At 33.8% G+C, this 19,785-nt stretch carries 23 protein-coding genes; 3 read left to right on the top strand and 20 right to left on the bottom strand.

Annotated elements, in window-relative coordinates; genetic code table 11:
* Nucleotides 1-36 precede the first annotated feature (36 nt).
* The 3 genes from fmt to ACJAZK_RS11325 all read right to left on the bottom strand — a co-directional run bounded on the left by fmt (nt 37) and on the right by ACJAZK_RS11325 (nt 3,521).
* Complete coding sequence (fmt, locus tag ACJAZK_RS11335; RefSeq protein ID WP_415224071.1) at nt 37-990, bottom strand: methionyl-tRNA formyltransferase; 954 nt, start codon at nt 988-990, stop codon at nt 37-39.
* Between the two features lie 86 nt (nt 991-1,076).
* A complete protein-coding gene (locus tag ACJAZK_RS11330; protein WP_415224070.1) occupies nt 1,077-2,981 on the bottom strand; it encodes an ATP-dependent DNA helicase RecQ in 1,905 nt (634 codons plus the stop codon).
* Complete coding sequence (locus tag ACJAZK_RS11325; protein ID WP_415224069.1) at nt 2,982-3,521, bottom strand: AAA family ATPase; 540 nt, start codon at nt 3,519-3,521, stop codon at nt 2,982-2,984.
* Between the two features lie 220 nt (nt 3,522-3,741).
* On the opposite strand from ACJAZK_RS11325, the gene ACJAZK_RS11320 reads away from it, so the two are divergent.
* The 3 genes from ACJAZK_RS11320 to murA all read left to right on the top strand — a co-directional run bounded on the left by ACJAZK_RS11320 (nt 3,742) and on the right by murA (nt 6,111).
* Nucleotides 3,742-4,035, top strand: coding sequence for a DUF493 domain-containing protein (locus ACJAZK_RS11320; protein ID WP_415224068.1), 294 nt, complete (start codon nt 3,742-3,744; stop codon nt 4,033-4,035).
* 90 nt (nt 4,036-4,125) lie between these two features.
* A complete protein-coding gene (locus ACJAZK_RS11315) occupies nt 4,126-4,785 on the top strand; it encodes a DUF4290 domain-containing protein (protein ID WP_415224067.1) in 660 nt (219 codons plus the stop codon).
* Between the two features lie 9 nt (nt 4,786-4,794).
* Nucleotides 4,795-6,111, top strand: coding sequence for a UDP-N-acetylglucosamine 1-carboxyvinyltransferase (murA, locus tag ACJAZK_RS11310; RefSeq protein ID WP_415224066.1), 1,317 nt, complete (start codon nt 4,795-4,797; stop codon nt 6,109-6,111).
* A 591-nt stretch (nt 6,112-6,702) separates the two neighbouring features.
* On the opposite strand, the gene ACJAZK_RS11305 is transcribed toward murA, so the two are convergent.
* The 17 genes from ACJAZK_RS11305 to ACJAZK_RS11225 form a co-directional block, all read right to left on the bottom strand.
* A complete protein-coding gene (locus ACJAZK_RS11305) occupies nt 6,703-8,007 on the bottom strand; it encodes a cryptochrome/photolyase family protein (protein ID WP_415224065.1) in 1,305 nt (434 codons plus the stop codon).
* A 129-nt stretch (nt 8,008-8,136) separates the two neighbouring features.
* A complete protein-coding gene (locus tag ACJAZK_RS11300) occupies nt 8,137-8,604 on the bottom strand; it encodes an SRPBCC family protein (protein ID WP_415224064.1) in 468 nt (155 codons plus the stop codon).
* A gap of 91 nt (nt 8,605-8,695) precedes the next feature.
* A complete protein-coding gene (locus ACJAZK_RS11295; protein ID WP_415224063.1) occupies nt 8,696-9,157 on the bottom strand; it encodes a TspO/MBR family protein in 462 nt (153 codons plus the stop codon).
* Between the two features lie 2 nt (nt 9,158-9,159).
* Nucleotides 9,160-9,330 (bottom strand): Lacal_2735 family protein, encoded by a 171-nt coding sequence (locus tag ACJAZK_RS11290; protein WP_037052306.1) that lies wholly within the window; start codon nt 9,328-9,330, stop codon nt 9,160-9,162.
* Nucleotides 9,331-9,336: 6 nt separating this feature from the next.
* Nucleotides 9,337-9,855: a glutathione peroxidase gene (locus ACJAZK_RS11285; RefSeq protein WP_415224062.1), complete on the bottom strand. Its 519-nt coding sequence runs from the start codon at nt 9,853-9,855 to the stop codon at nt 9,337-9,339.
* 149 nt (nt 9,856-10,004) lie between these two features.
* Nucleotides 10,005-10,688: an SDR family NAD(P)-dependent oxidoreductase gene (locus tag ACJAZK_RS11280; RefSeq protein WP_415224061.1), complete on the bottom strand. Its 684-nt coding sequence runs from the start codon at nt 10,686-10,688 to the stop codon at nt 10,005-10,007.
* Nucleotides 10,689-10,775: 87 nt separating this feature from the next.
* Nucleotides 10,776-11,000 (bottom strand): hypothetical protein, encoded by a 225-nt coding sequence (locus tag ACJAZK_RS11275; protein WP_415224060.1) that lies wholly within the window; start codon nt 10,998-11,000, stop codon nt 10,776-10,778.
* A 4-nt stretch (nt 11,001-11,004) separates the two neighbouring features.
* Nucleotides 11,005-11,700 (bottom strand): GTP cyclohydrolase I FolE, encoded by a 696-nt coding sequence (gene folE, locus ACJAZK_RS11270; protein ID WP_415224059.1) that lies wholly within the window; start codon nt 11,698-11,700, stop codon nt 11,005-11,007.
* Between the two features lie 56 nt (nt 11,701-11,756).
* Nucleotides 11,757-12,029, bottom strand: a complete 273-nt coding sequence (locus tag ACJAZK_RS11265) for a TIGR03643 family protein (protein ID WP_415224058.1) — start codon at nt 12,027-12,029, stop codon at nt 11,757-11,759.
* 4 nt (nt 12,030-12,033) lie between these two features.
* Entirely contained in the window at nt 12,034-12,459 is a 426-nt protein-coding gene (locus ACJAZK_RS11260; RefSeq protein ID WP_415224057.1) for a hypothetical protein, read from the bottom strand.
* A 141-nt stretch (nt 12,460-12,600) separates the two neighbouring features.
* On the bottom strand, nt 12,601-14,070 hold the full coding sequence (locus ACJAZK_RS11255) for a deoxyribodipyrimidine photo-lyase/cryptochrome family protein (protein WP_415224056.1): 1,470 nt from the start codon (nt 14,068-14,070) through the stop codon (nt 12,601-12,603).
* Nucleotides 14,071-14,074: 4 nt separating this feature from the next.
* The gene (locus tag ACJAZK_RS11250; protein WP_415224055.1) at nt 14,075-14,542 is read right to left on the bottom strand and encodes a DoxX family protein; all 468 of its coding nucleotides are present in this window, start codon (nt 14,540-14,542) and stop codon (nt 14,075-14,077) included.
* 101 nt (nt 14,543-14,643) lie between these two features.
* On the bottom strand, nt 14,644-16,176 hold the full coding sequence (locus ACJAZK_RS11245; RefSeq protein WP_415224054.1) for a cryptochrome/photolyase family protein: 1,533 nt from the start codon (nt 16,174-16,176) through the stop codon (nt 14,644-14,646).
* A 114-nt stretch (nt 16,177-16,290) separates the two neighbouring features.
* Nucleotides 16,291-17,601 carry a DASH family cryptochrome gene (locus ACJAZK_RS11240; RefSeq protein ID WP_415224053.1) on the bottom strand — a complete coding sequence of 437 codons (1,311 nt, stop codon included), beginning with the start codon at nt 17,599-17,601 and terminating at the stop codon, nt 16,291-16,293.
* Complete coding sequence (locus tag ACJAZK_RS11235; protein WP_084142324.1) at nt 17,571-17,720, bottom strand: DUF2256 domain-containing protein; 150 nt, start codon at nt 17,718-17,720, stop codon at nt 17,571-17,573. The genes ACJAZK_RS11240 and ACJAZK_RS11235 overlap by 31 nt, the downstream gene beginning before the upstream one ends.
* Complete coding sequence (locus ACJAZK_RS11230) at nt 17,713-19,137, bottom strand: SDR family oxidoreductase (RefSeq protein ID WP_415224052.1); 1,425 nt, start codon at nt 19,135-19,137, stop codon at nt 17,713-17,715. Before ACJAZK_RS11230 ends, ACJAZK_RS11235 begins: the two co-directional genes overlap by 8 nt.
* A gap of 83 nt (nt 19,138-19,220) precedes the next feature.
* Nucleotides 19,221-19,784 carry a flavin reductase family protein gene (locus tag ACJAZK_RS11225; RefSeq protein ID WP_415224051.1) on the bottom strand — a complete coding sequence of 188 codons (564 nt, stop codon included), beginning with the start codon at nt 19,782-19,784 and terminating at the stop codon, nt 19,221-19,223.
* Nucleotide 19,785: the final 1 nt, after the last annotated feature.

The raw sequence follows: 19,785 nt of genomic DNA, 5'->3' as shown, positions 1-19,785 counted from the left end.
TCCGATATTTTCAAAATATCAATGTCTATAAGGGGTTTAGAGCATTTTTGCATTTTGGTTAAAATCATAACCGTTAAGTAAAGACTTCACATCCATTTTTCGCTTTCCTGGAAGTTGTATTTCTTTAATAGTTATATAACCTCCTATAACCGCTACTTTTAGCTCATGTTTGGATATGTCTAGTGCACCAGAATCTAACTCATGATCAAAAATTTCCTTTTCAATAGCAAATATTTTAATGCTGAGATGCTCCTCGCCATTATTTAAATAACACCAAGCAGCAGGAAAAGGGTTCAAACCTCTTATCTTATTATAAATAGTATCTAAATCTAAACTCCAATCAATTTTACAATTATCCTTATCTAGTTTATAGGCCGTTTTTAATGCTTCGGTTTTTGGTTGAATAGTCGTCGTAACGTCACCTTCTTGAATAAGAGCTACGGTTTTAAGAACAACCGTACTACCAAGAACCATTAACTTATCATGAAGTGTTCCCACTGTTTCATCATTTGCAATAGCGATAGCTTCTTGTAAAATAACAGCACCTGTATCAATTTTTTCGTCTATAAAGAAGGTAGTAACACCAGATACTGTTTCGCCATTAACGATGGCCCAATGTATGGGAGCGGCACCTCTATAATTAGGAAGGAGCGAAGCATGTAAGTTAAAAGTTCCATACTTTGGCATGTGCCATACCACTTCTGGAAGCATTCTAAAAGCAACTACAATTTGTAGATTAGCGTCCAATGCCTCTAATTCTTTTATAAAATCTGGATGTTTTAGATTGGTGGGTTGTAAAACTTTTAAACCATGCTCTGTTGCGTATTTCTTAACGGCAGATTCGTTTAGTTGGCGTCCGCGACCCGCTGGTTTATCTGGAGCAGTAATGACACCAACCACATCATAGTCACTATCGACTAGTGTTTTTAAAGTGGCAACCGCAAAATCTGGAGTTCCCATAAATATAATTCTTAAACTATCTCTTTTCATCTGTTTTTAGGTCTTATCGTTCATAGATTACAGGCGTCTTGCTATTAACCAATCTCTTGGTCGTTAACGCTGTTAACATGCACGTATCATTTTGTCTTTATTTTATAGCGGTTAGCAGCTGTCAACTCAATAGCGTCCAGTTCAAGTAAGGACTGTAGGGTTTTAAAAACATCGTTTTTTTCAAAGGGTAAGTCTTCTACCAATTGTCTAGAACTCATTTGGCTTTTTTCTAATGCTAAAATCACTCGCGTTGTGACGGTGCGACTGTCTTTTTTTTCTTCGGAAATTTTATGATGCACGCACACGGAACAAATACCACAATCGATAGCTGTAATTTCACCAAAGTATTTTAATAGTTGTTTGTTTTTACAAATACGGTCATTGTCTATAAACTTTAATACAGCATCAATTTGCGCACGTTTAAGTGCTTGTTGGTGCTCAACAACATTAGCAATTCTATTAATTGTTTTATCATCTTCTCTGGGTTGCAGAAAAAGAACTTCAGAGTCTGTATTAGAAAATAAGAAGTCCACAATACCATCTTTATGAAGTTGGTGTAGAATGGCTATGATTTGTTTTTCAGGAACTGAAGATTTATCAGCGACTAAAGTTAAATTTATAGCAAGTTGGTGTTCAAAAATTCCACCATAAGTTCTCAAAATTGTTTTGACTACAGTATTATATTGTACATGCGTATTCAAATACGAAAACATACTGGCATTACTCACGATAAATTGAAGTTTGGTTTTATAATTAAACTGCTGTGATAATTTAATCACACTATTTCTATCTAACAATTGAAGCGCATTAAAGGTTTTTGAGCTTTTAAAATTATAAGCAGTGCAAAAATCACTAAAATTGAATTGATGCGCGCTCAATTCTCCCTCTCCATAAGAGATTTGAAAATAGTTACACAACTTTCTATACACCAATTTTATCTCGTCTATGGACGGTAAGCTTTTTATAAACTGATTTTTTAAGATTTGCTCATCACTGTTATTAGTCAATAAAATAGCATACGCCTTTTCGTTATTTCGTCCAGCACGTCCTGCTTCTTGGTAATAACTCTCAAGACTTTCTGGTAAATTAATATGAATTACAGTTTTTACATCTGGTTTGTCAATTCCCATACCAAAAGCAGTAGTCGCCACCATAATCTCTTTTTGATTATTCATCCATTGATAGAGACGGTCATTTTTGTCTTTTGTAGGAATGCCACCATGAAAAAAAGTAGAGCTAAATCCCTTTTTTTCCAAAATATTATGAATCTCAATACTCATCTTTCGACTGCGGACATAAATTATTGAAGATCCTTTATGCAATTTAAGCTGTTGTTCTAAGTCGTATATTTTATCTTCACTATGTTGTACTTGATATGAGATATTAGGTCTCGTAAAAGAGGCTTTAAAAATTTTAGGCGCAATAAAATCAAGTTCTTTTATAGTTTGCTCAACAACCTCTGGTTTTGCTGTAGCGGTAAGAGCAATAACATTGACATGTGGTTGTAATTGTCTTAAAATAGTAATGTTTTTATAAGCGGGTCTAAAATCATTTCCCCATTGACTGATGCAGTGTGCTTCGTCAACAGCGATAAGATTAACGTTCATTTGTTCAATACGTTGCTTCACAATGTCTTGTTGTAAACGTTCTGGCGAGAGGTATAAAAACTTATAATTTCCGTAGATACAATTATCAAGTAAAGCGTCAAGTTCTGTATATCTAATTCCGCTCGTAATAGCCATGGCTTTAATCCCTTTGTCTTTAAGACTATTAACTTGATCTTTCATCAAGGCAACCAAAGGCGATACAACAATGCAAATCCCGTCTTTAAGGAGTGCAGGAATTTGAAAACAAACCGATTTTCCGCCACCTGTTGGTAATAATGCAAACGTATCATTATTCTCTAAAACAGAAGTGATGATCTCTTCCTGTAGTGGTCTAAAAGAGGTGTGATTCCAGTACTGTTCTAATATGTTTATGGGATGAGCCATCTAAAGATTTAAATGATCTAGAATAAAATCTGTTCTATTGACAATACTTTCAAAGGGCACATCAATCAATTCATAACCAAAGCGTTTGTAGGTCTCTAAAAGCGAATGGTGAATTTCTACGGCTTGGTCAAAATTCTCATAGCGTTCGCTGTCACTCACAAAAATCTCCTGCCAAGGGGCTAAAACGAATACTTTATGGTACACATGAGTTTCACAACTATCTGTAAAATGCTTTGGATAGTCACTTTTTACATAGTCCATGTATGCCAAAACGTCTGGTAAACCTCTATCTAAAAAAACGATAGTTTCAGCAATATTGTCCGCCTCTTTAAATTGTTGGGTTCTTGCTTTTAAAAGTAACTCACTAAAAAGGAGTGGCTTAGTTAAAAATAGTTGTTCAATGCCATCTTTTCTGGCGTCTAGAGTGACTTGTCTTGAGACTTCTTCAAAACAAATAAAATCTCTAGATAGTAATTCGTTTATAAGAGATGATTTTCCAGTTCCAGGGCCACCAGTAATAACAATTCGTTGTGTGTTCAATTTGGCAAGGTTTTGGTTGTAAATTTAAGGAATACCATCGTAAGCGTGAAATAACTTAAGCAAATCGTTTCTTTTTAGTTAGAAGTCGTGCAAATGAAGTTCTCATTTCAACTAAATAATTCAATTTGGTCATGTCTTATATTATACTTAAAACGATATCAATAACATAAAAACAAAATAGAAAGTAAACAGTATCTTTGTTTTTGAAGAATAAAAAACCATGAGTAAACCAAATAAAACAGAAGAATTTTATAATAAATTAAAAGGGCGATTACGTGAAACTGCCGTTTGGCCGTCAGAATACCTTTATAAGTTTATAGTGCCTACAGAGGCTATAAAAATTAAAACAATAGAAGATTTGTTTGATAATTTAGGAGCGGTAATCACCACTAAAGAATCTGGAAAAGGAACGTATACAAGTATCTCTATTATTTTAGAAATGAAAGATCCAGATGCCGTTATTACTAAATATAAAGAAGTTGCAGATCAAGTAGAAGGTGTTATTTCTTTATAAAAAAGAACTTGAGATAACTATTTTTTTGTATTTTGCGCTCGTGCAGAAGTACTTCATGCATAACACACAAATACTACACAAGCTTATATTTTGATAGACGATATAGAATACAACACAGAGCGTGAACAATTGATTATTCCAGAGTACGGAAGACATCTACAAAAAATGGTTAATTACGCTAAAGAGTTACCAACAAAAGAAGAACGTAATAAAGTCGCAAAATCCATTATTAATGTGATGGGTAATATGCAACCACATTTACGCGATGTACCAGATTTTCAACATAAACTTTGGGATCAGCTTTTTATAATTGCAGATTTCGAGTTAGATGCAGATTCTCCGTATCCTACGACTACAAAGGAAGAGCTAAACGAAAGACCAGAACCTTTAAAATATCCTCAAAACTTTCCTAAATATCGTTTCTACGGAAACAATATAAAGACCATGATTGATGTAGCGAATACATGGGAAGATGGAGAATTGAAAGAGGCTTTAACATACACCATTGCGAACCACATGAAAAAGTGTTTCCTTAATTGGAATAAAGATACCGTAGAAGATTATGTAATTTTTAATCATTTATTCGAATTATCTGATGGTAAGATTGATTTAAAAGGTAGTGAAGAAGACCTTACAGATGCTACGACTTTGATGCGTAATAAAACTAAATACTCTAATACTAATACGACTACTAAGAAGGCGCATCATAAGAAAAGTACGAATGCTAATCGAAACAGAAAACGCTATTAATCATATTTCATGTCCACATTTATTATTGAAGGAGGTCACCAATTAAGAGGGAAAATACAACCTCAAGGCGCTAAAAACGAAGCTTTACAAATATTATGTGCAGTGCTACTTACTGCCGAAGAAATTAGGATAGATAATATTCCAGATATTATTGACGTCAATAAACTAATCGCTTTACTTAAAAATTTAGGTGTTAAAATCGATAAAGTTGGCAGCGGCTCTTATACATTCAAAGCAGATGATGTTAACTTAAAATATCTAGAGTCTGCTGAGTTTAAAGAAGACGGAAAAGGTTTAAGAGGTTCTATCATGATTGTTGGTCCTTTGTTGGCTCGCTTTGGTAGAGGATATATTCCAAAACCTGGAGGAGATAAAATTGGTCGTCGTCGTTTGGATACACATTTTCAAGGGTTTATTAATTTAGGTGCTACATTTAGATATAATAAGGAAGATTTATTTTATGGTGTAGAAGCCAATAAACTTAAAGGCACTTATATGCTTCTTGATGAAGCTTCTGTAACAGGTACCGCTAATATTGTCATGGCAGCAGTGTTAGCAGAGGGTATAACAACCATCTACAATGCAGCTTGTGAGCCTTATTTACAACAACTTTGTAAAATGCTTAACCGCATGGGAGCAAAGATTAGTGGTGTAGGTTCTAATATGTTAATCATAGAAGGTGTAGATACATTAGGTGGTACAAACCATAGAATGCTTCCAGACATGATTGAAATTGGAAGTTGGATTGGTTTAGCCGCAATGACAAAAAGTGAATTAACAATTACTAATGTGAGTTGGGATGACTTAGGTCAAATACCAAACGTATTTAGAAAAATAGGAATTACAGTCGAGCGTCAAGGGGATGATATTCATATTCCAGCACATAAAGATGGTTATGAAGTTTCAAATTATATCGATGGGTCTATATTAACAGTCTCAGATGCACCGTGGCCAGGTTTTACACCAGACTTGATAAGTATTATACTTACGGTTTTGACACAAGCTAGAGGTAGTGCAATTGTACACCAAAAAATGTTTGAAAGCCGTTTATTCTTCGTTGATAAATTGATTGATATGGGAGCGAAAATTATTCTTTGTGATCCACATAGAGCAACCGTAATTGGTCATGATTTTCAATCACAATTAAAAGCAACGACAATGACCTCTCCAGATATTAGAGCAGGTGTGTCTTTATTAATTGCAGCATTATCCGCAAAAGGTACATCTACAATTCATAATATCGAACAAATAGATAGAGGGTATGAAAATATTGATGAACGTTTACGCGCTATTGGTGCGAAAATCACACGTATCGAAGGGAATTAATTTTTCTTCGGAAGGATACTAACATACATAATAAAGCCTCGATTCGTCGAGGCTTTATTATGAAATAAATCGAAGTGGTTCGTTAATACGCTTTATACGTTCTAAGTATCCATCATCGTGTTCCTAATAGAACATTATTTTTGTGTTAGATGATCTAGAAATCAAATAATCGGTTGTTGCTTTGCTATCCACATATTTTAGAGGAATAGCATACGAGCTCTCTTTTTTTATTTTTTAAGGGGATATATCAGGATTGGAACTCTTGTGATATTTTTAGCCTTTTCGTTTTGATGCTTTCTATTTTTTAAACCTACAATTCGAATATGGTTGTGATGCCATCTCACAAATAGTGTATCAGTGACCACTATTGCACTAGTCTTGAGTGATATATCTCTTATCTGTATCTTGCCCATATGTCGTCATAGAAACACCAGTCGTTTTAATTTAACGATAGCAGTACGCAGGATAAAACCTAACTCAATAACTTTTTTTTACTCTTTTATACGGTAAAAGGGTTTTGCCATTTGTTATCTTAATTATTCTAAAAACTAAAAATCATACGCTGAGATTTGAAAAGGTATTCACTTTATGTTAGCTAACAGCGTCCTTATACGTTTTTAAGCAGCGTTCGCGCGCCATTTTATGATCTACCATAGGTTTCGCATAGGTCAGTTCTTGAAACTCTGGAACCCATTTTTGTATATATGTTAAGTTTTTATCAAACTTAAGTATTTGTGATGTAGGATTAAATATTCTAAAGTAAGGTGATGCATCCACACCAGAACCTGCAACCCATTGCCAGTTACCTACATTACTAGACATGTCATAATCATGTAATTTTTCAGCAAAATAAGCTTCTCCCCAACGCCAGTCAATGAGTAAATGCTTACATAAAAAGCTACCAACTAACATGCGTACACGATTGTGCATAAACCCGGTTTCGTTAAGTTGTCGCATACCTGCATCTACTAATGGGTAGCCAGTTTGGCCTTCACACCAAAGCTTAAATTCTTCTTCATTATTGCGCCATTCTATTCTATCATATTTTGATTTGAAGGCATCTTTTGAAGTCTGTGGAAAATGCCATAAGATTTGCATAAAGAATTCTCTCCAAATAAGCTCTTGCCAAAATATTTCATTCTCTTCGGCAATTGCTTTTTGTATCATTTTACGAACACTAACAGTCCCGAATCTTAAATGTGGGCCTACCTTAGAAGTAGAATCTTTTGCTGGAAAGTTTCTGGTATCTTCATAGTTTTGGATAAGAGTCGGGGTGACCGTATAATCCACAATGTGCTGATTTGATTTTTTAAAGCCAATGTCTGATAAACTTAAATTGGGTAACGTATCATCATCAATTAGATTTCCAAAATGGGATTCGGTATCGTATATCTCTAATTTTTGTAGCCTGAATTGTGCTTTCCAAACCTTCATGTAAGGGGTGTACACTTTGTAGGGTAATCCATCTTTTTTGACAACATCGTCCTTTTCAAAGATGACCTGATCTTTAAAAGTTTTGAATGCTATATGTTCATCTTTTAAGAATTGTTCAACTTCGATATCACGTTCTGTTGCATAAGGCTCGTAATCATGATTGGTATAGACTTCTTGTATCTTATAATTAGTCACTAATTGCTTATAAATATCAATAGGTTTCCCATGAAACATAGCGATACTACTATCATACTTTTCTTCTAGAGTTGATCGCATTTGCTGAAGCGTATCGTAGATAAAGGTTAGTCTTGCATCATCTTTTGGTAACTTATCTAAAATATCAGAATCAAAAATAAAAATAGGTAATACTGGATAGTCGCTTTTCAGAGCTTTGAAAAACCCGTGATTGTCATCTAAACGTAAATCACGTCTAAACCAAAAAATAGATAGTGGTTGTTTCATTATATAAAATTTTTGCTTCGGAAATTTTTAATATGCTTTCCATCGTATTAAAAAGGCCTCATTAGGCCTTCTACAAAAATAGAAATCATAAGTTATAAATAGTATTTTTATATAGTAGAAATACGATAATTAAGTGTAATATGTTCCGAATAGCTTCTCTAGTTGCTCTCTACGATAATTGAAAACTTCTTCTAATTTGGGTTTCACAATTAAGGGTTGAACGAGTTGGCCTAGTATTCCGAAGGGAACCTTATAATCAATAATATCTTCCATCTCAACGCCTCCATCAATTTCAGTTATAAAATGTTTGTGATGCCAAAAAGCATAAGGTCCATACAGTTGTACGTCAACGAAGTATTTATGGTCTTCAAATTGCGTTATTTCGCTAACCCATTTGGTTTTAATTCCTGCTAAAGGTGTGACACTATACTGCAATACTTGACCTGCATACATTGGTCTGTCTGCTCCAGTAATGATTTTCATATTCATTTTTGAAGGTGTTAACTTAGACAGATTAGCAGGATTACACAAAAAGGACCAAGCGTCATCTAAAGTTATCGGTAATTTTTGTTTTTTGTGTAGTGTATAAATTTTCATGTGTATATATGTGGTATGTTCCTTCGGTTATATGCTCTGCGTGATCGGTTATTTACGTGTTTGGTAACATTTGTAGTAAGTACATTTTATATTAATTATATAATGCGATATAAAGGTTAAGAGACGTGGCAATACACAACCAAATAAAATAAGGCAATATGAGTATTGATTTGCCCTTTAAGTCTTTAAGGTAAGAAATGAAAAACCCCGCAACCATTACGGTTAATAATAGAATATTAACTAATGCGAAATCTATTAGTTTCTGATTGAAAAACAATAAGTTCCAACTTATATTTAAAATAAACTGTATCATGAAGAGTATAAAGACCGTATTAGTTGGTCGTTTGAGATACAAGAAAGTCATGTACACCGAAAAGCAAATCATTAGGAGTGTCCAAGCCGCACCAAAGACCCAACCGTCTGGTGTCCACGGTGCTTTTTCTAATTCTAAATACCATGCAGACTGTGCCCCTTTTCCCATAAAAAGAGCGCCTAATCCAAGCGCTCCAAAATTTAATACAATAAAGGCTATAAGTACTCTAAAAAATCTCAAGGTTATTTTTTTTGAAGTTGTGCAATTTGTTGTTGAATCTTTTCAGCTTCAGCATATTTTTTATCACTTTCACCTCTATTTGTAGTGGATAGCGTATGCCATTCTTTCATTAGTTTTTCGTATTTTTTTTGAAGCTTATCAACTTCACTTGTCTTTTTGAATAAATTGAACATAGGTATCTATTTTATATGTTTAGTAATTTTTGAACTTGTTGGTGTTGTCATTGAAAAGTAAAAATCAATAAGGTTTCCTTTTGGACCAACTAAGTATTTTTGAAAATTCCATTTTACATTAGAATCTTTAGCACCATTCTTTTGTTTTTGAGTGAGCCATTGATATAAAGGGTGCTGTTTGGAGCCTTTCACATCTACTTTTTCTGTTATGGGAAAACTAACACCGTAATTGATTTCGCAAAACGATTCAATATCCTTGGAGTCTCCTGGCTCTTGTTTTCCAAATTGATTGCAAGGCACTCCTATGACCACTAGTTTATCTTGATGTGTCTCATAGAGGGTTTGTAGCTCCTTGTATTGAGGCGTAAACCCGCATTTTGAAGCAACATTCACAAACAAAACATATTTTCCTTTATAATTGGAAAGCGTTAAAGGCTGACCTGTGAGTCCATTAATTTCGATATCATAAATAGATGAGGGGTCAGGTGATTCAGAATTACTTGATTTTGAAAAGAGTGTAGCCATAAAAATTTTAAATGGATTCATTTTATATTGCGTGTTCAGTAGTCACTAATTTGTGAATATTACATGTGGTTTTTAATGTGATGTAATGCCATAAGGTAATCAAATAAAAAGTTACTATAGACAGAATCTTCTTATTGTAATATTCTAATTTATATCTTAAAACTAACAATTCCATAGTCCATTTCAAAGACTTGTCCTGAAATTGATCCTGCTTTTTCAGACAGCAGGAATTCTGCCATACCAGCAACGTCTTGAGGTTCCAATATTTTTTTCATTGGGTGACGTTCTGTGATATTTTCAATCATCTTGTCATTTCTAAGTAATTTAGATGCCAATTCTGTATTGGTAACCGTCGGTGCAATTGCATTTATTCTAAGCGTAGTTGCTAACTCGGCACCTAATGATTTTACTAAGCCTTCAACACCAGATTTTGCAGCAGCAATACTCGCGTGAAAAGGCATTCCTAGTTTTGCAGCAACTGTACTAAATAATACAATAGATGGGTCATTACCGTTTTTTAAAATAGTAAGATACTGCTGAATGGCTTTCACAGCGCCTATGACATTAATTTCGTAATCTGCTCTAAAATCCTCTAAGCTCAATCTTTTAATAGGTTTTAAATTAATGCTTCCAGGGCAATATACCAAGCCGTCTGCATTTGCAATTTCAGGCAGGTCATCATTTAAAATATCGCAATCATGATGTGTTAGATTGTCATGCGTATAATCTGGTTTGGACCTACTTATATTTATGACCTTATTGTTTTCTAGTAAGCTTTGTACGATAGCGTTTCCTATCCCTTTACTGCCGCCTACGACTATATATGTTTTCATTTAATAATGTGTTTTAAATAATTAAGCGCAACAGATATACATAATTTGTTATCTACTGCGCTTAACTATAATTAAGGATAATATGATTTATGCAGTTAAAGGTGCTCCTTTTAAGCGCTTTTCAACCTTGCGTTTTATAACAGTTATGCGTTTCATTATATCCATGATTTTCTCATCTTTCTTTTCCTTATAAATTTGGTTTAAATCTAACACTAGGTCTTTAGCTTCGCGAGAAATCTTAACGCGATCACTAGTGGAGAGCGACTTCATTTTGCGCTTCTCAAATTCTAAGGCTTTGTTTATTAAATCCATATTTTTAATTATTTATATAATTATGTAATTCTGCAATTTTTGCAGGTGTATTAAATTGACCACCATAATAGGTTGTGACCGTTGCCGATGTATCATCTTTAATCCCTCTTGACGATACACATAAATGTTTAGCATCTATAATAACTGCTACATCTTCTGTTTCTAAAATAGCCTTTAAATCTTCTGCTATTTGATTAGTCAATCGCTCTTGAACTTGTGGTCGTTTAGCGTAATACTGCACTATTCTATTTAATTTTGATAATCCAATTACTTTTCCGGATGATATATAGGACACATGTGCTTTTCCAATAATTGGCACAAAATGATGCTCGCAGTTGGAGTAGAATGTAATGTTTTTTTCTACAACCATCTGATTATATTGATACTTATTATCAAACAAGGCCACCTTTGGTTTATTTGCAGGGTTTAATCCCGAAAATATTTCATCAATATACATTTTAGCCACACGCTTAGGAGTTCCTTTTAAAGAATCATCTGTCAAATCCAAACCCATAACGTCCATTATCTCTTCAAATAATATAGCGATACGTTGTTTTTTTTCTTCGTCACTAATCTTAAAAGCATCTGCCTTCATAGGAGTTTCAAGTCCTGTAAAAAGATGATCATCACCAATATCAGTGATAGTAAAATCATTTAAAGAATGACCGTTTTGTTTAATCTTTAATGTGTCTGTATTCATTTTTTTGTCTTTTTAACTTGCTGTCCAAAGGAACTCATCTCCAGTGTCAAAGCACGTTATCGTTTAGATATTGAGTTATGCGTAATTTGTTTTTGTCTAGAACATTTAAAACGTCCCTCTTGAAATACTCTTAGTTTTTCGTGTTTTGTCTTTCTACCTTGTACACGTTTACGCCACATCTTAAAACTTTTAGGTTTCATTTCTCGACGCATTAATTGAATTACATCTTGCTCTTTCAAACCAAATTGAAACTGAATAGCTTCAAACGTAGTCCTATCTTCCCATGCCATTTCTATAATTCTATCTGTCGCTATTATGTCTAATTCCATACAGTTAATATTGAAAACTATAACGTTCATCAAATTTGACCTTAGCATCAAATAACTTATCCATATATACCTTATTTTCTTTAAACATTGTATTGTTTTTAAAATGAACAAATTTACCCTGAGCGTGAATACTAATTCCGTTGGTTTTGTAAATCACCAATTGATAAAAAGGAATAACCCAAGTGTAATTTTTTAGACCTTTATTGATATAAATTAAAATGCCACTCGGTCTCATTTCGATGTTGGCATAATTAATATCCGCAATCGTATTTAAATGCTGTTGTAAGTTAGGGCTCACATTTTCAATAATCATTCGCTTTGAGCCGACACCTCTCATTTTAATAGATTCCATAAACTTGTAGGGACGACCTATTAAATCTATTATAATGTTTTTGTGTTCTTTATTATTGTGTGTGGTGTCTAGTATCAAGCGTCTATTTTATTTGTTATTCAAATTTACAAAATGTTTAATGTTTTGCGACTATGTTTAAACAAAACATTAACATAGTATGATAGATTTTATCAATAATGATTATAAGTTATTGTAATTAAGTTAGTTAAGTGTCTTATATTAGCCTTTAAGAGTGTGCTTTTTTAGTATTCGTTGACTTTCTTCTCTTGCTTTTTTGTTTTTCCTAAGATTCCAGAGAGTGTCACTAGCTTTTTTTCTTGTTACTTCCATATCAACGATAGGATATGGGTAATCTTTACCGAGGTGAAAATTAATGAATTGTTGTTCCATTTCGGTCATTAAATACGGTTCATGAATAAAAGGGAGGTCTAAATCTTTCAGCTCGGGAACCCATTTTTTTATAAAAGTAGCGTCAGGATCGTGTTCCAAACTGTTTTTAATTGGATTATAAATTCTAAGCATATTGGTGCCAGTTTCTCCAGCTTGCATCTGCAACTGCGGAAAATGAATTCCTGGCTCAAAATCTAAAAACATTTTTGATAAATGTTTTGAAGCTGCTTGCCATGGTTGCCAGAGATTATGTGTTAAAAAGGACACAACTAAAGCGCGCATTCTAAAATTTAAATATCCAGTTTCATTTAAACAACGCATACAAGCATCAACAAGTGGAAATCCTGTTTGTCCAGTTTCCCAAGCGATTTGGTATTGTTGAGATATATCCTTCTTTAATTTATGGAACCCTTTATTTACACTTTCCGTTTCCATAGTGTGCTCCATTTCAAACTTTTGAATAAAGTGTGCTTGCCATCTTAAACGAGACATAAATGCTTCTAAGGGTTTTTTGCTGGACGACGTCTTTTTCAAAAAGTAAGCTCTGCGATAGACTTCTCTTATGGATAAGTTTCCCCAAGCAATATAAGGTGAGATTCTACTGCATCCTTTCCGTGCTAATTCAGGTTTGGAAATATGATACATATAATTCACATACCGTTTGGTAAGAAATGAGTCCAAATATTTTATACCGATACTACGTCCACCTTTTTGAAAAATAGCATCTTCAGGTGTCTCGAGAGACGCTACAGGAAGTAATCTTTCTAATTCTTCAATTTCTTGTTTGTTAAGTAATTGATTTTCCGAAGGAGAAAACTCCAATGGATCAATTTCAAAATAGGCATTACACTGTTGTGTCCAAAGCGCGCGATTTTTTAAACCACGTTGTACGCCATTATGTATGTTTTCATGCCATGTGATTAAGTTATTTTTACAATAACGCTTAAATGATTTGTCTCTGTTATAAGTTACAAGTATCCCTGTTTCTTGGTGGGAATAGATATCACGAATCATATATTGTGACATCAATTGATTAATGATTGAAACAATATCTGCCTCAACAGCGAGAATTTTAGAATTTAAAGGTTTAAGTTGCTTATTTAAGTCTTTAATTGATTCTCTAATGAAATTCCAATGACGCTCACTATAATGTTTGTCTTCTAGCAATATTGTCTCAAAAGCGTAGAGTAGAAGCGTTCGTTCTCCCGAAGCTAATGCATTCACTACAGCCTCATTATCCTCTAAACGAAGATCTCGTTTTAACCAAACGATATGTAACTGAGGCTTATTTTTACTCATTTTATTATTGTAAATTTTCTTTTAAATTTTTCGGTTTATCAATTTCACCACCAAGAACTAAAGCAGCCGATATAATCATTAAATTTTTAATAATATATTGTCCTTCCAACGTAGGAAGAAAAATATTATTTGACTGAAAAGTGACCTCAGGAAGGAATACCAGCGGCATAAATGTGCCTACCATTTGTAATAGTAAAAGTATAATTGCTAATCGTGTTGTTTTTTTAAAGAAAAAGAAAACGCCAATGACCACTTCCCATAATCCAATTACTATTAACCAGTTTTCTGCAGAACCAAAGGGCAGCCAGACTACTGTTGCTTTTAGTAAACCCTCAGCAGATGAAAGCCCGAGTGGTTTTAATATCCCGAACCAAATAAATATAACACCAAATGATAAACGAATGGCAGGTCTGCTAACGCTTCTCATAATTCTAATCGTTCTCCTATCAAATTTGTAAAGAGTCTCTTTCATGTGTAAGTTTAATTTCTAATTCTATTAATAATTAATGTATAATAATTGAAATTTAATTTCAACTATCATACATTAACCAAACACTATGTCGTAAAGATGTATTAGTAATCATCCTGATGTTCTATGATATGTTGCGCTTTCTTTTTAATGTCTTGAAGTACCTGTTTATCCATTTTATCTAATAAACTATACATCATTCCCATTCTGAAATTCTTACCCAATTGTGGGCGTTTATCATCTAGGAAATTCCAGTATAAACTATTAAATGGACACGCGTCATCTTCAGTTTTTTTGCTTTTATTATAATGACAATCACCACAATAATTACTCATTTTATTGATATAGGATCCTGACGATACATAAGGTTTTGTAGCTATTTTGCCACCATCTGCAAATTGGCTCATACCTCTAGTATTAGTAAGTTGAACCCATTCAATGGCATCTACATAAATGCCCAAATACCAGGCATCAACCTCGTCTGGATGCGTTTGAGTAAGTAAAGCATAATTACCAGTAATCATTAAGCGCTGGATGTGATGAGCATACCCATTATCTAATGAATTATTAATTGTTTTACTTAGGCAATTCATCTTCGTATCACCCGTCCAGAAAAAATCAGGAAGTGTATTATGATTGTCTAGTGCATTTTTCGTTTTGTATTCTGGCATAAACGCCCAATACATGCCTCTCATATATTCTCTCCACCCAATTATTTGCCTAACAAAGCCTTCAACCTGAGAGATATTAATGTCATCACCATGGATGCGATAGTAATTCATTACCGTAGTTACCACATCCTTAGGAGAAATAAGCTTTATATTCATAGCAAACGACAATCGCGAATGAAATAAATACGCCTCATCGGTATGCATTGCATCTTGATAATCTCCAAAATGAACTAGCAATTCTTCACAAAAATATTTAAGTTGCTCTAAAGTTTGAACCCTATTAATAGGGTAGGAGAATGTTGTCGTATCAAACCTACCAATTGTGGTAATTCCTGCAGTTTCTATATCTTTTTTTACTTCGGAAATATCATTTTTAAACGACACGTAATTCGGAATAGGAACATCACCTTTCCATTTATTCCTATTACTCTTATCGTAATTCCATTTTCCGCCTTCTGGTTGACCGGCTACCATTAGGATATCGTGTTTTTTACGCATATCTCTGTAGAAATTCTCCATCAGATATTGCTTTTTACCCTTAAAGAATGTTGCTAGATCGTCTCGTTTGGTGTAAAAATGTTCTGAAGCAACCACAAGGGTCTCTGTATCTAAATTGTCACAAAAATCAGAAAGTTGTTTATCTAGGCGATATTCATCGGGAGACATATATTCAAAACGCTCTACGTTATGCGATTTTATAAGCGTCGCTAAATTGGCCACTAGGCTTTGAGTATTTTCTTTGTCGTTTATTTTAAAATAGTCAACCGTGTGGCCTTGTGTTTTTAAATCTTCTGCGAATTGACGCATTGATGCAAAAAAACCAATGACTTTTTGAATGTGGTGTTTGACATAATCTGTTTCTTGACGCATTTCAAAAAGACAATAGATAACGTCGTCGTTAGGGGTATTAAACCACGAATGTCGGATATTGAGTTGGTCGCCAAGTATAAGTCTGAGTATTTTCATTTTTTTAAATAGCTGTAGGCCTTTTTATATGAGCTTCTAGCTTTGCTTTTTAATTAATTCTATTGCTACTAGTTGAATGGTTTAGTTTTTTCGACTTCAACTTCTATTTCATTTTTAGAACAGTGTCTCCTGCAGCCACAGTTGTTGAAACTTTCCATTACTGTCATAACGTTCTGCCTGTAAATCCACATTAAATTTTCTGTCTCTTGGGTCATTTCCTACACCTGCCACATACATCCAATTTCCATAATTGCTATGTACATCATAATCGATAAGCATGGTCTCAAAATAGGCGGCACCAATTCTCCAATCTAAGAATAACTCTTTGGCAAAAAATGAAGCCACATTTTGACGGCCTCTATTACTCATCCATCCTGTTTTTTTGAGCTCAATCATATTAGCATTTACAAAAGCAGATCTTGTTTCTCCATCGATCCATTTTTGAACTTGACGTTCAGTAGATTTCCACTCATAGTCTTTATTCAAAATACCGCCAATTTTAAAAATATCATTTTGATGTTTTAGGGACACATATTTAAAATAATCTCTCCAAATTAGTTCAAAAATGAGCCAATAGGTGGATTCATTTTTAAAATAATCATCCTCAAATTCTCTAATTTTCCAATAAATTGTTCTTGCTGAAATACTACCATTTGCCAGCCAAGGAGAAAATTTTGAGCTAAAGTCTGTGCCTATTAAACCATTTCTTGTTTTTTTATAGACTCCTAATTTCTTAGTTTCAAAAAAGTAGTCATTTAATCTGCCTGTAGCACTCGTTTCTCCCCCTTGAAACGGGAAGGCAGACTTGGGATGTGCTTCAAACGAATCAAAACCTAAATCATCGAGATTTGGAATGTGAGTGTCATTTGTTAAACCGTCAATTTTTTCTATAGAATCATTATCTTCGGAAATTCGAATACTACTGTATTTTTCAACTTTCTTTCTGAAAACAGTAAATACTTTGGGTATGTCAGAATATGACATATCAATGTCATCTGGATGATATAAAAATTGATTGTAATAGTCATGAAATTTAATGTGGTCTGCAACAGTCAATTTTACGTTTTCTAAAACGCTCAGTTCTTCACTAGTCCACTCTTTTTGTAAATAAATAGAGCTGATATCGTGTTGCTCGATAAGTGCATGGATCGTCGCTTCTGGTGTCTTTGAAAACACAAACAACTCAATATGCAGTGTTTTGAGATTGGCTTTTAAATTTTTAACTGTTTCAATTAAAAATTGAGCTCTATATTTTTCTGTTTTTTTGAATCCAAATCTTGACATTTCATAATGTCTTGGATCAAAGCAATAACATGCTATTACAGATTTGTGGTTTTTAATAGCGCTAGCTAAGACAGCGTTATCATGGACTCTTAAGTCATTTCTAAACCATACTAATCCTTTGTTGTTTTGTTTCTCCTGCATTTTTCACTACAATATTTTACGTTTTCCCAATTCTTTTCCCATTTTTTGCGCCAACTAAATGGCAAGCCACAAGTTTGACAGATTTTTGTTGGTAAGTGTGGCTTTTTATGTTTAGACATCTACGAGCTTGTTTATCATACCATTAAAAATAAAGCCATGAAACGGAAAAACACTATACCAATAGAGTCGTCCCCAAAGTCCGCGAGGTCGAAACGTGGCGGTTTGTTTGAGTATGCCATCTTCTATTTTAAACTCTAACCAAGCTTCACCAGGAAGGCGCATTTCGGCATATAATAATAATTTTTGTTGTGTTTTATCAGCAAAGATGACACGCCAAAAATCAAGAGCATCTCCAACATCTAAATCTGTAGGGCTTGTTCTTCCGCGACGTAATCCTATACCTCCAAAAAGCTTGTCAATATATCCCCTTATTTTCCAAAGTATGGTTCCGTAATACCAGCCATTGGTGCCTCCAATACTCCAAATTTTGTCAATTGTTTTAGGAGCATCTGTGACTTGTCGTTCTTTATAATCCTTAAAACAACCATATTTTGGAACATTAATATATTTGTGAAGTTGATTTCTTAAACGTCCGCTACTAACCATTGAGTCTTTCCAGCTTGAAATAATACTATTCTGTTCAATTTTTTCAAAAGCAAGCGCAACCGCAGTCTTGTAGTCCATAGGATTTACATCGAGTAAATGATTAATGTTGCTTGGTTTTCCAACGATTTGAACACCCATACTATCCACCAGTGACGATGCTAATTTGTAGGATGTTGACGTTACGAAATACAACCAATACGATGATAGTTTTGGAGTCATTACAGGAACCGTCAAGATGTATCTTTTTAATCCTCGTACGTCTGCAAATTGCATTAACATGTCTTTGTAGGTTAGGATTTCAGGACCAAAAACATCGTAGGATTGATTATATACCTCCTTACGACCAACACTGTTGTGTAAAAACGAAAGCACATTTCTAACGCCTAAAGGTTGTGTTTTCGTATCTAGCCATTTAGGCGCAATCATGAATGGTAATTTCTCTACTAAATCTCTTATGATTTCAAAGGAAGAGCTTCCAGATCCAACAATAATACCCGCTTTGAAAACTGTTAAAGCATAATGATCAGAAGCTAATTTACTTTCCACATTTTTACGAGATTGTAAATGTTTGGATAGATTGTCATCATTAGTAATGCCACTGAGATATATTACCTGTTTGACATTTGTTTTCTCTAGCTGGTGTTTAAAATTAACAGCACAACGTGCTTCTAGAGCTTCAAAATCTGTTGAAGAATTAGACATCGAATGAATGAGATAAAATGCAATATCAATATCTTTTGGAATGCTGTAGAGTGTTTCTGGTTTTAAAAAATCGGCTTCAACAACATCTATAGTGTCATCTTCAATATAACTTTTATCAGCTCTTAATTTATCACGAACAGCACAAACAACATGATGATCACTATTGGATAATAGCGGTATTAACCGCTTGCCAATATAACCCGTTGCACCTGTTACGAGAATCTTCATTTCTCTATTGTATTTTTGATAGTTCCCGAGAGGGAAGCGTCATGTTAGTTTTTTAAGTTCTTAAAAATTGAAATTATCAATATCTATTTAGGTCTTTGGTATTTAAATCGTGTAGTTGATGGCGAAATGGCATAACCGTCAAGCCCATTAATAGCTGCGACTTTTCCTTTTGATAGATTTATAAATCCGTCCGCTTCAAGTAGCTCATCATTAATATGCAACCCTACAATTTTACCGATAACTAGAAGTGTTCCGTTGGCTTTGATATGGTATTCTTCTACAAACTCCATAGCCAATTGAATTGGAGCACTTTTTACAAAAGGTGCATGAAATTCTTGTTTATATTCTGAACTGAGCTGAGTTTTGTCAAATTCAGAAATATCAGAATCATATTTAGCAGAAGTATGATGTGCGTCTTCTAAAATAGCGTCATGTATGTGATTGATCGTATAAAAACCTGTGTTCTTTATGTTGTCATAGGTATGACGTGTTACCGTCGTTGGTCTACAAAAGAAACCTAACATTGGCGGATTTGAACCTATATGCGTAACAGAACTAAATACAGCAACATTTTCAATACCTTCATTAGATTTTGTTCCTAATAAATTAGCAGATTTATAACCAGAGCAACTATTAATTAAGTTAATT

This window comes from Psychroserpens sp., assembly GCF_047633235.1.
GTDB lineage: Bacteria > Bacteroidota > Bacteroidia > Flavobacteriales > Flavobacteriaceae > Psychroserpens.
Note: the sequence above shows the minus strand (reverse complement) of the source record. Positions and strands in the feature narration are given on the sequence as shown.

Coding starts and splice junctions, on each gene's coding strand:
- ACJAZK_RS11285 (WP_415224062.1), bottom strand. CDS start 9,855: ATGGCTACACTCTTTTCAAAATCAAGTAATTCTGAATCACCTGACCCC.
- ACJAZK_RS11235 (WP_084142324.1), bottom strand. CDS start 17,720: ATGTCTAAACATAAAAAGCCACACTTACCAACAAAAATCTGTCAAACT.
- ACJAZK_RS11320 (WP_415224068.1), top strand. CDS start 3,742: ATGAGTAAACCAAATAAAACAGAAGAATTTTATAATAAATTAAAAGGG.
- ACJAZK_RS11305 (WP_415224065.1), bottom strand. CDS start 8,007: ATGAAACAACCACTATCTATTTTTTGGTTTAGACGTGATTTACGTTTA.
- ACJAZK_RS11240 (WP_415224053.1), bottom strand. CDS start 17,601: ATGCAGGAGAAACAAAACAACAAAGGATTAGTATGGTTTAGAAATGAC.
- ACJAZK_RS11250 (WP_415224055.1), bottom strand. CDS start 14,542: ATGAAAGAGACTCTTTACAAATTTGATAGGAGAACGATTAGAATTATG.
- ACJAZK_RS11245 (WP_415224054.1), bottom strand. CDS start 16,176: ATGAAAATACTCAGACTTATACTTGGCGACCAACTCAATATCCGACAT.
- ACJAZK_RS11330 (WP_415224070.1), bottom strand. CDS start 2,981: ATGGCTCATCCCATAAACATATTAGAACAGTACTGGAATCACACCTCT.
- ACJAZK_RS11290 (WP_037052306.1), bottom strand. CDS start 9,330: ATGTTCAATTTATTCAAAAAGACAAGTGAAGTTGATAAGCTTCAAAAA.
- ACJAZK_RS11255 (WP_415224056.1), bottom strand. CDS start 14,070: ATGAGTAAAAATAAGCCTCAGTTACATATCGTTTGGTTAAAACGAGAT.
- fmt (WP_415224071.1), bottom strand. CDS start 990: ATGAAAAGAGATAGTTTAAGAATTATATTTATGGGAACTCCAGATTTT.
- ACJAZK_RS11300 (WP_415224064.1), bottom strand. CDS start 8,604: ATGAAAATTTATACACTACACAAAAAACAAAAATTACCGATAACTTTA.
- murA (WP_415224066.1), top strand. CDS start 4,795: ATGTCCACATTTATTATTGAAGGAGGTCACCAATTAAGAGGGAAAATA.
- ACJAZK_RS11230 (WP_415224052.1), bottom strand. CDS start 19,137: ATGAAGATTCTCGTAACAGGTGCAACGGGTTATATTGGCAAGCGGTTA.
- folE (WP_415224059.1), bottom strand. CDS start 11,700: ATGAATACAGACACATTAAAGATTAAACAAAACGGTCATTCTTTAAAT.
- ACJAZK_RS11275 (WP_415224060.1), bottom strand. CDS start 11,000: ATGGATTTAATAAACAAAGCCTTAGAATTTGAGAAGCGCAAAATGAAG.
- ACJAZK_RS11265 (WP_415224058.1), bottom strand. CDS start 12,029: ATGGAATTAGACATAATAGCGACAGATAGAATTATAGAAATGGCATGG.
- ACJAZK_RS11280 (WP_415224061.1), bottom strand. CDS start 10,688: ATGAAAACATATATAGTCGTAGGCGGCAGTAAAGGGATAGGAAACGCT.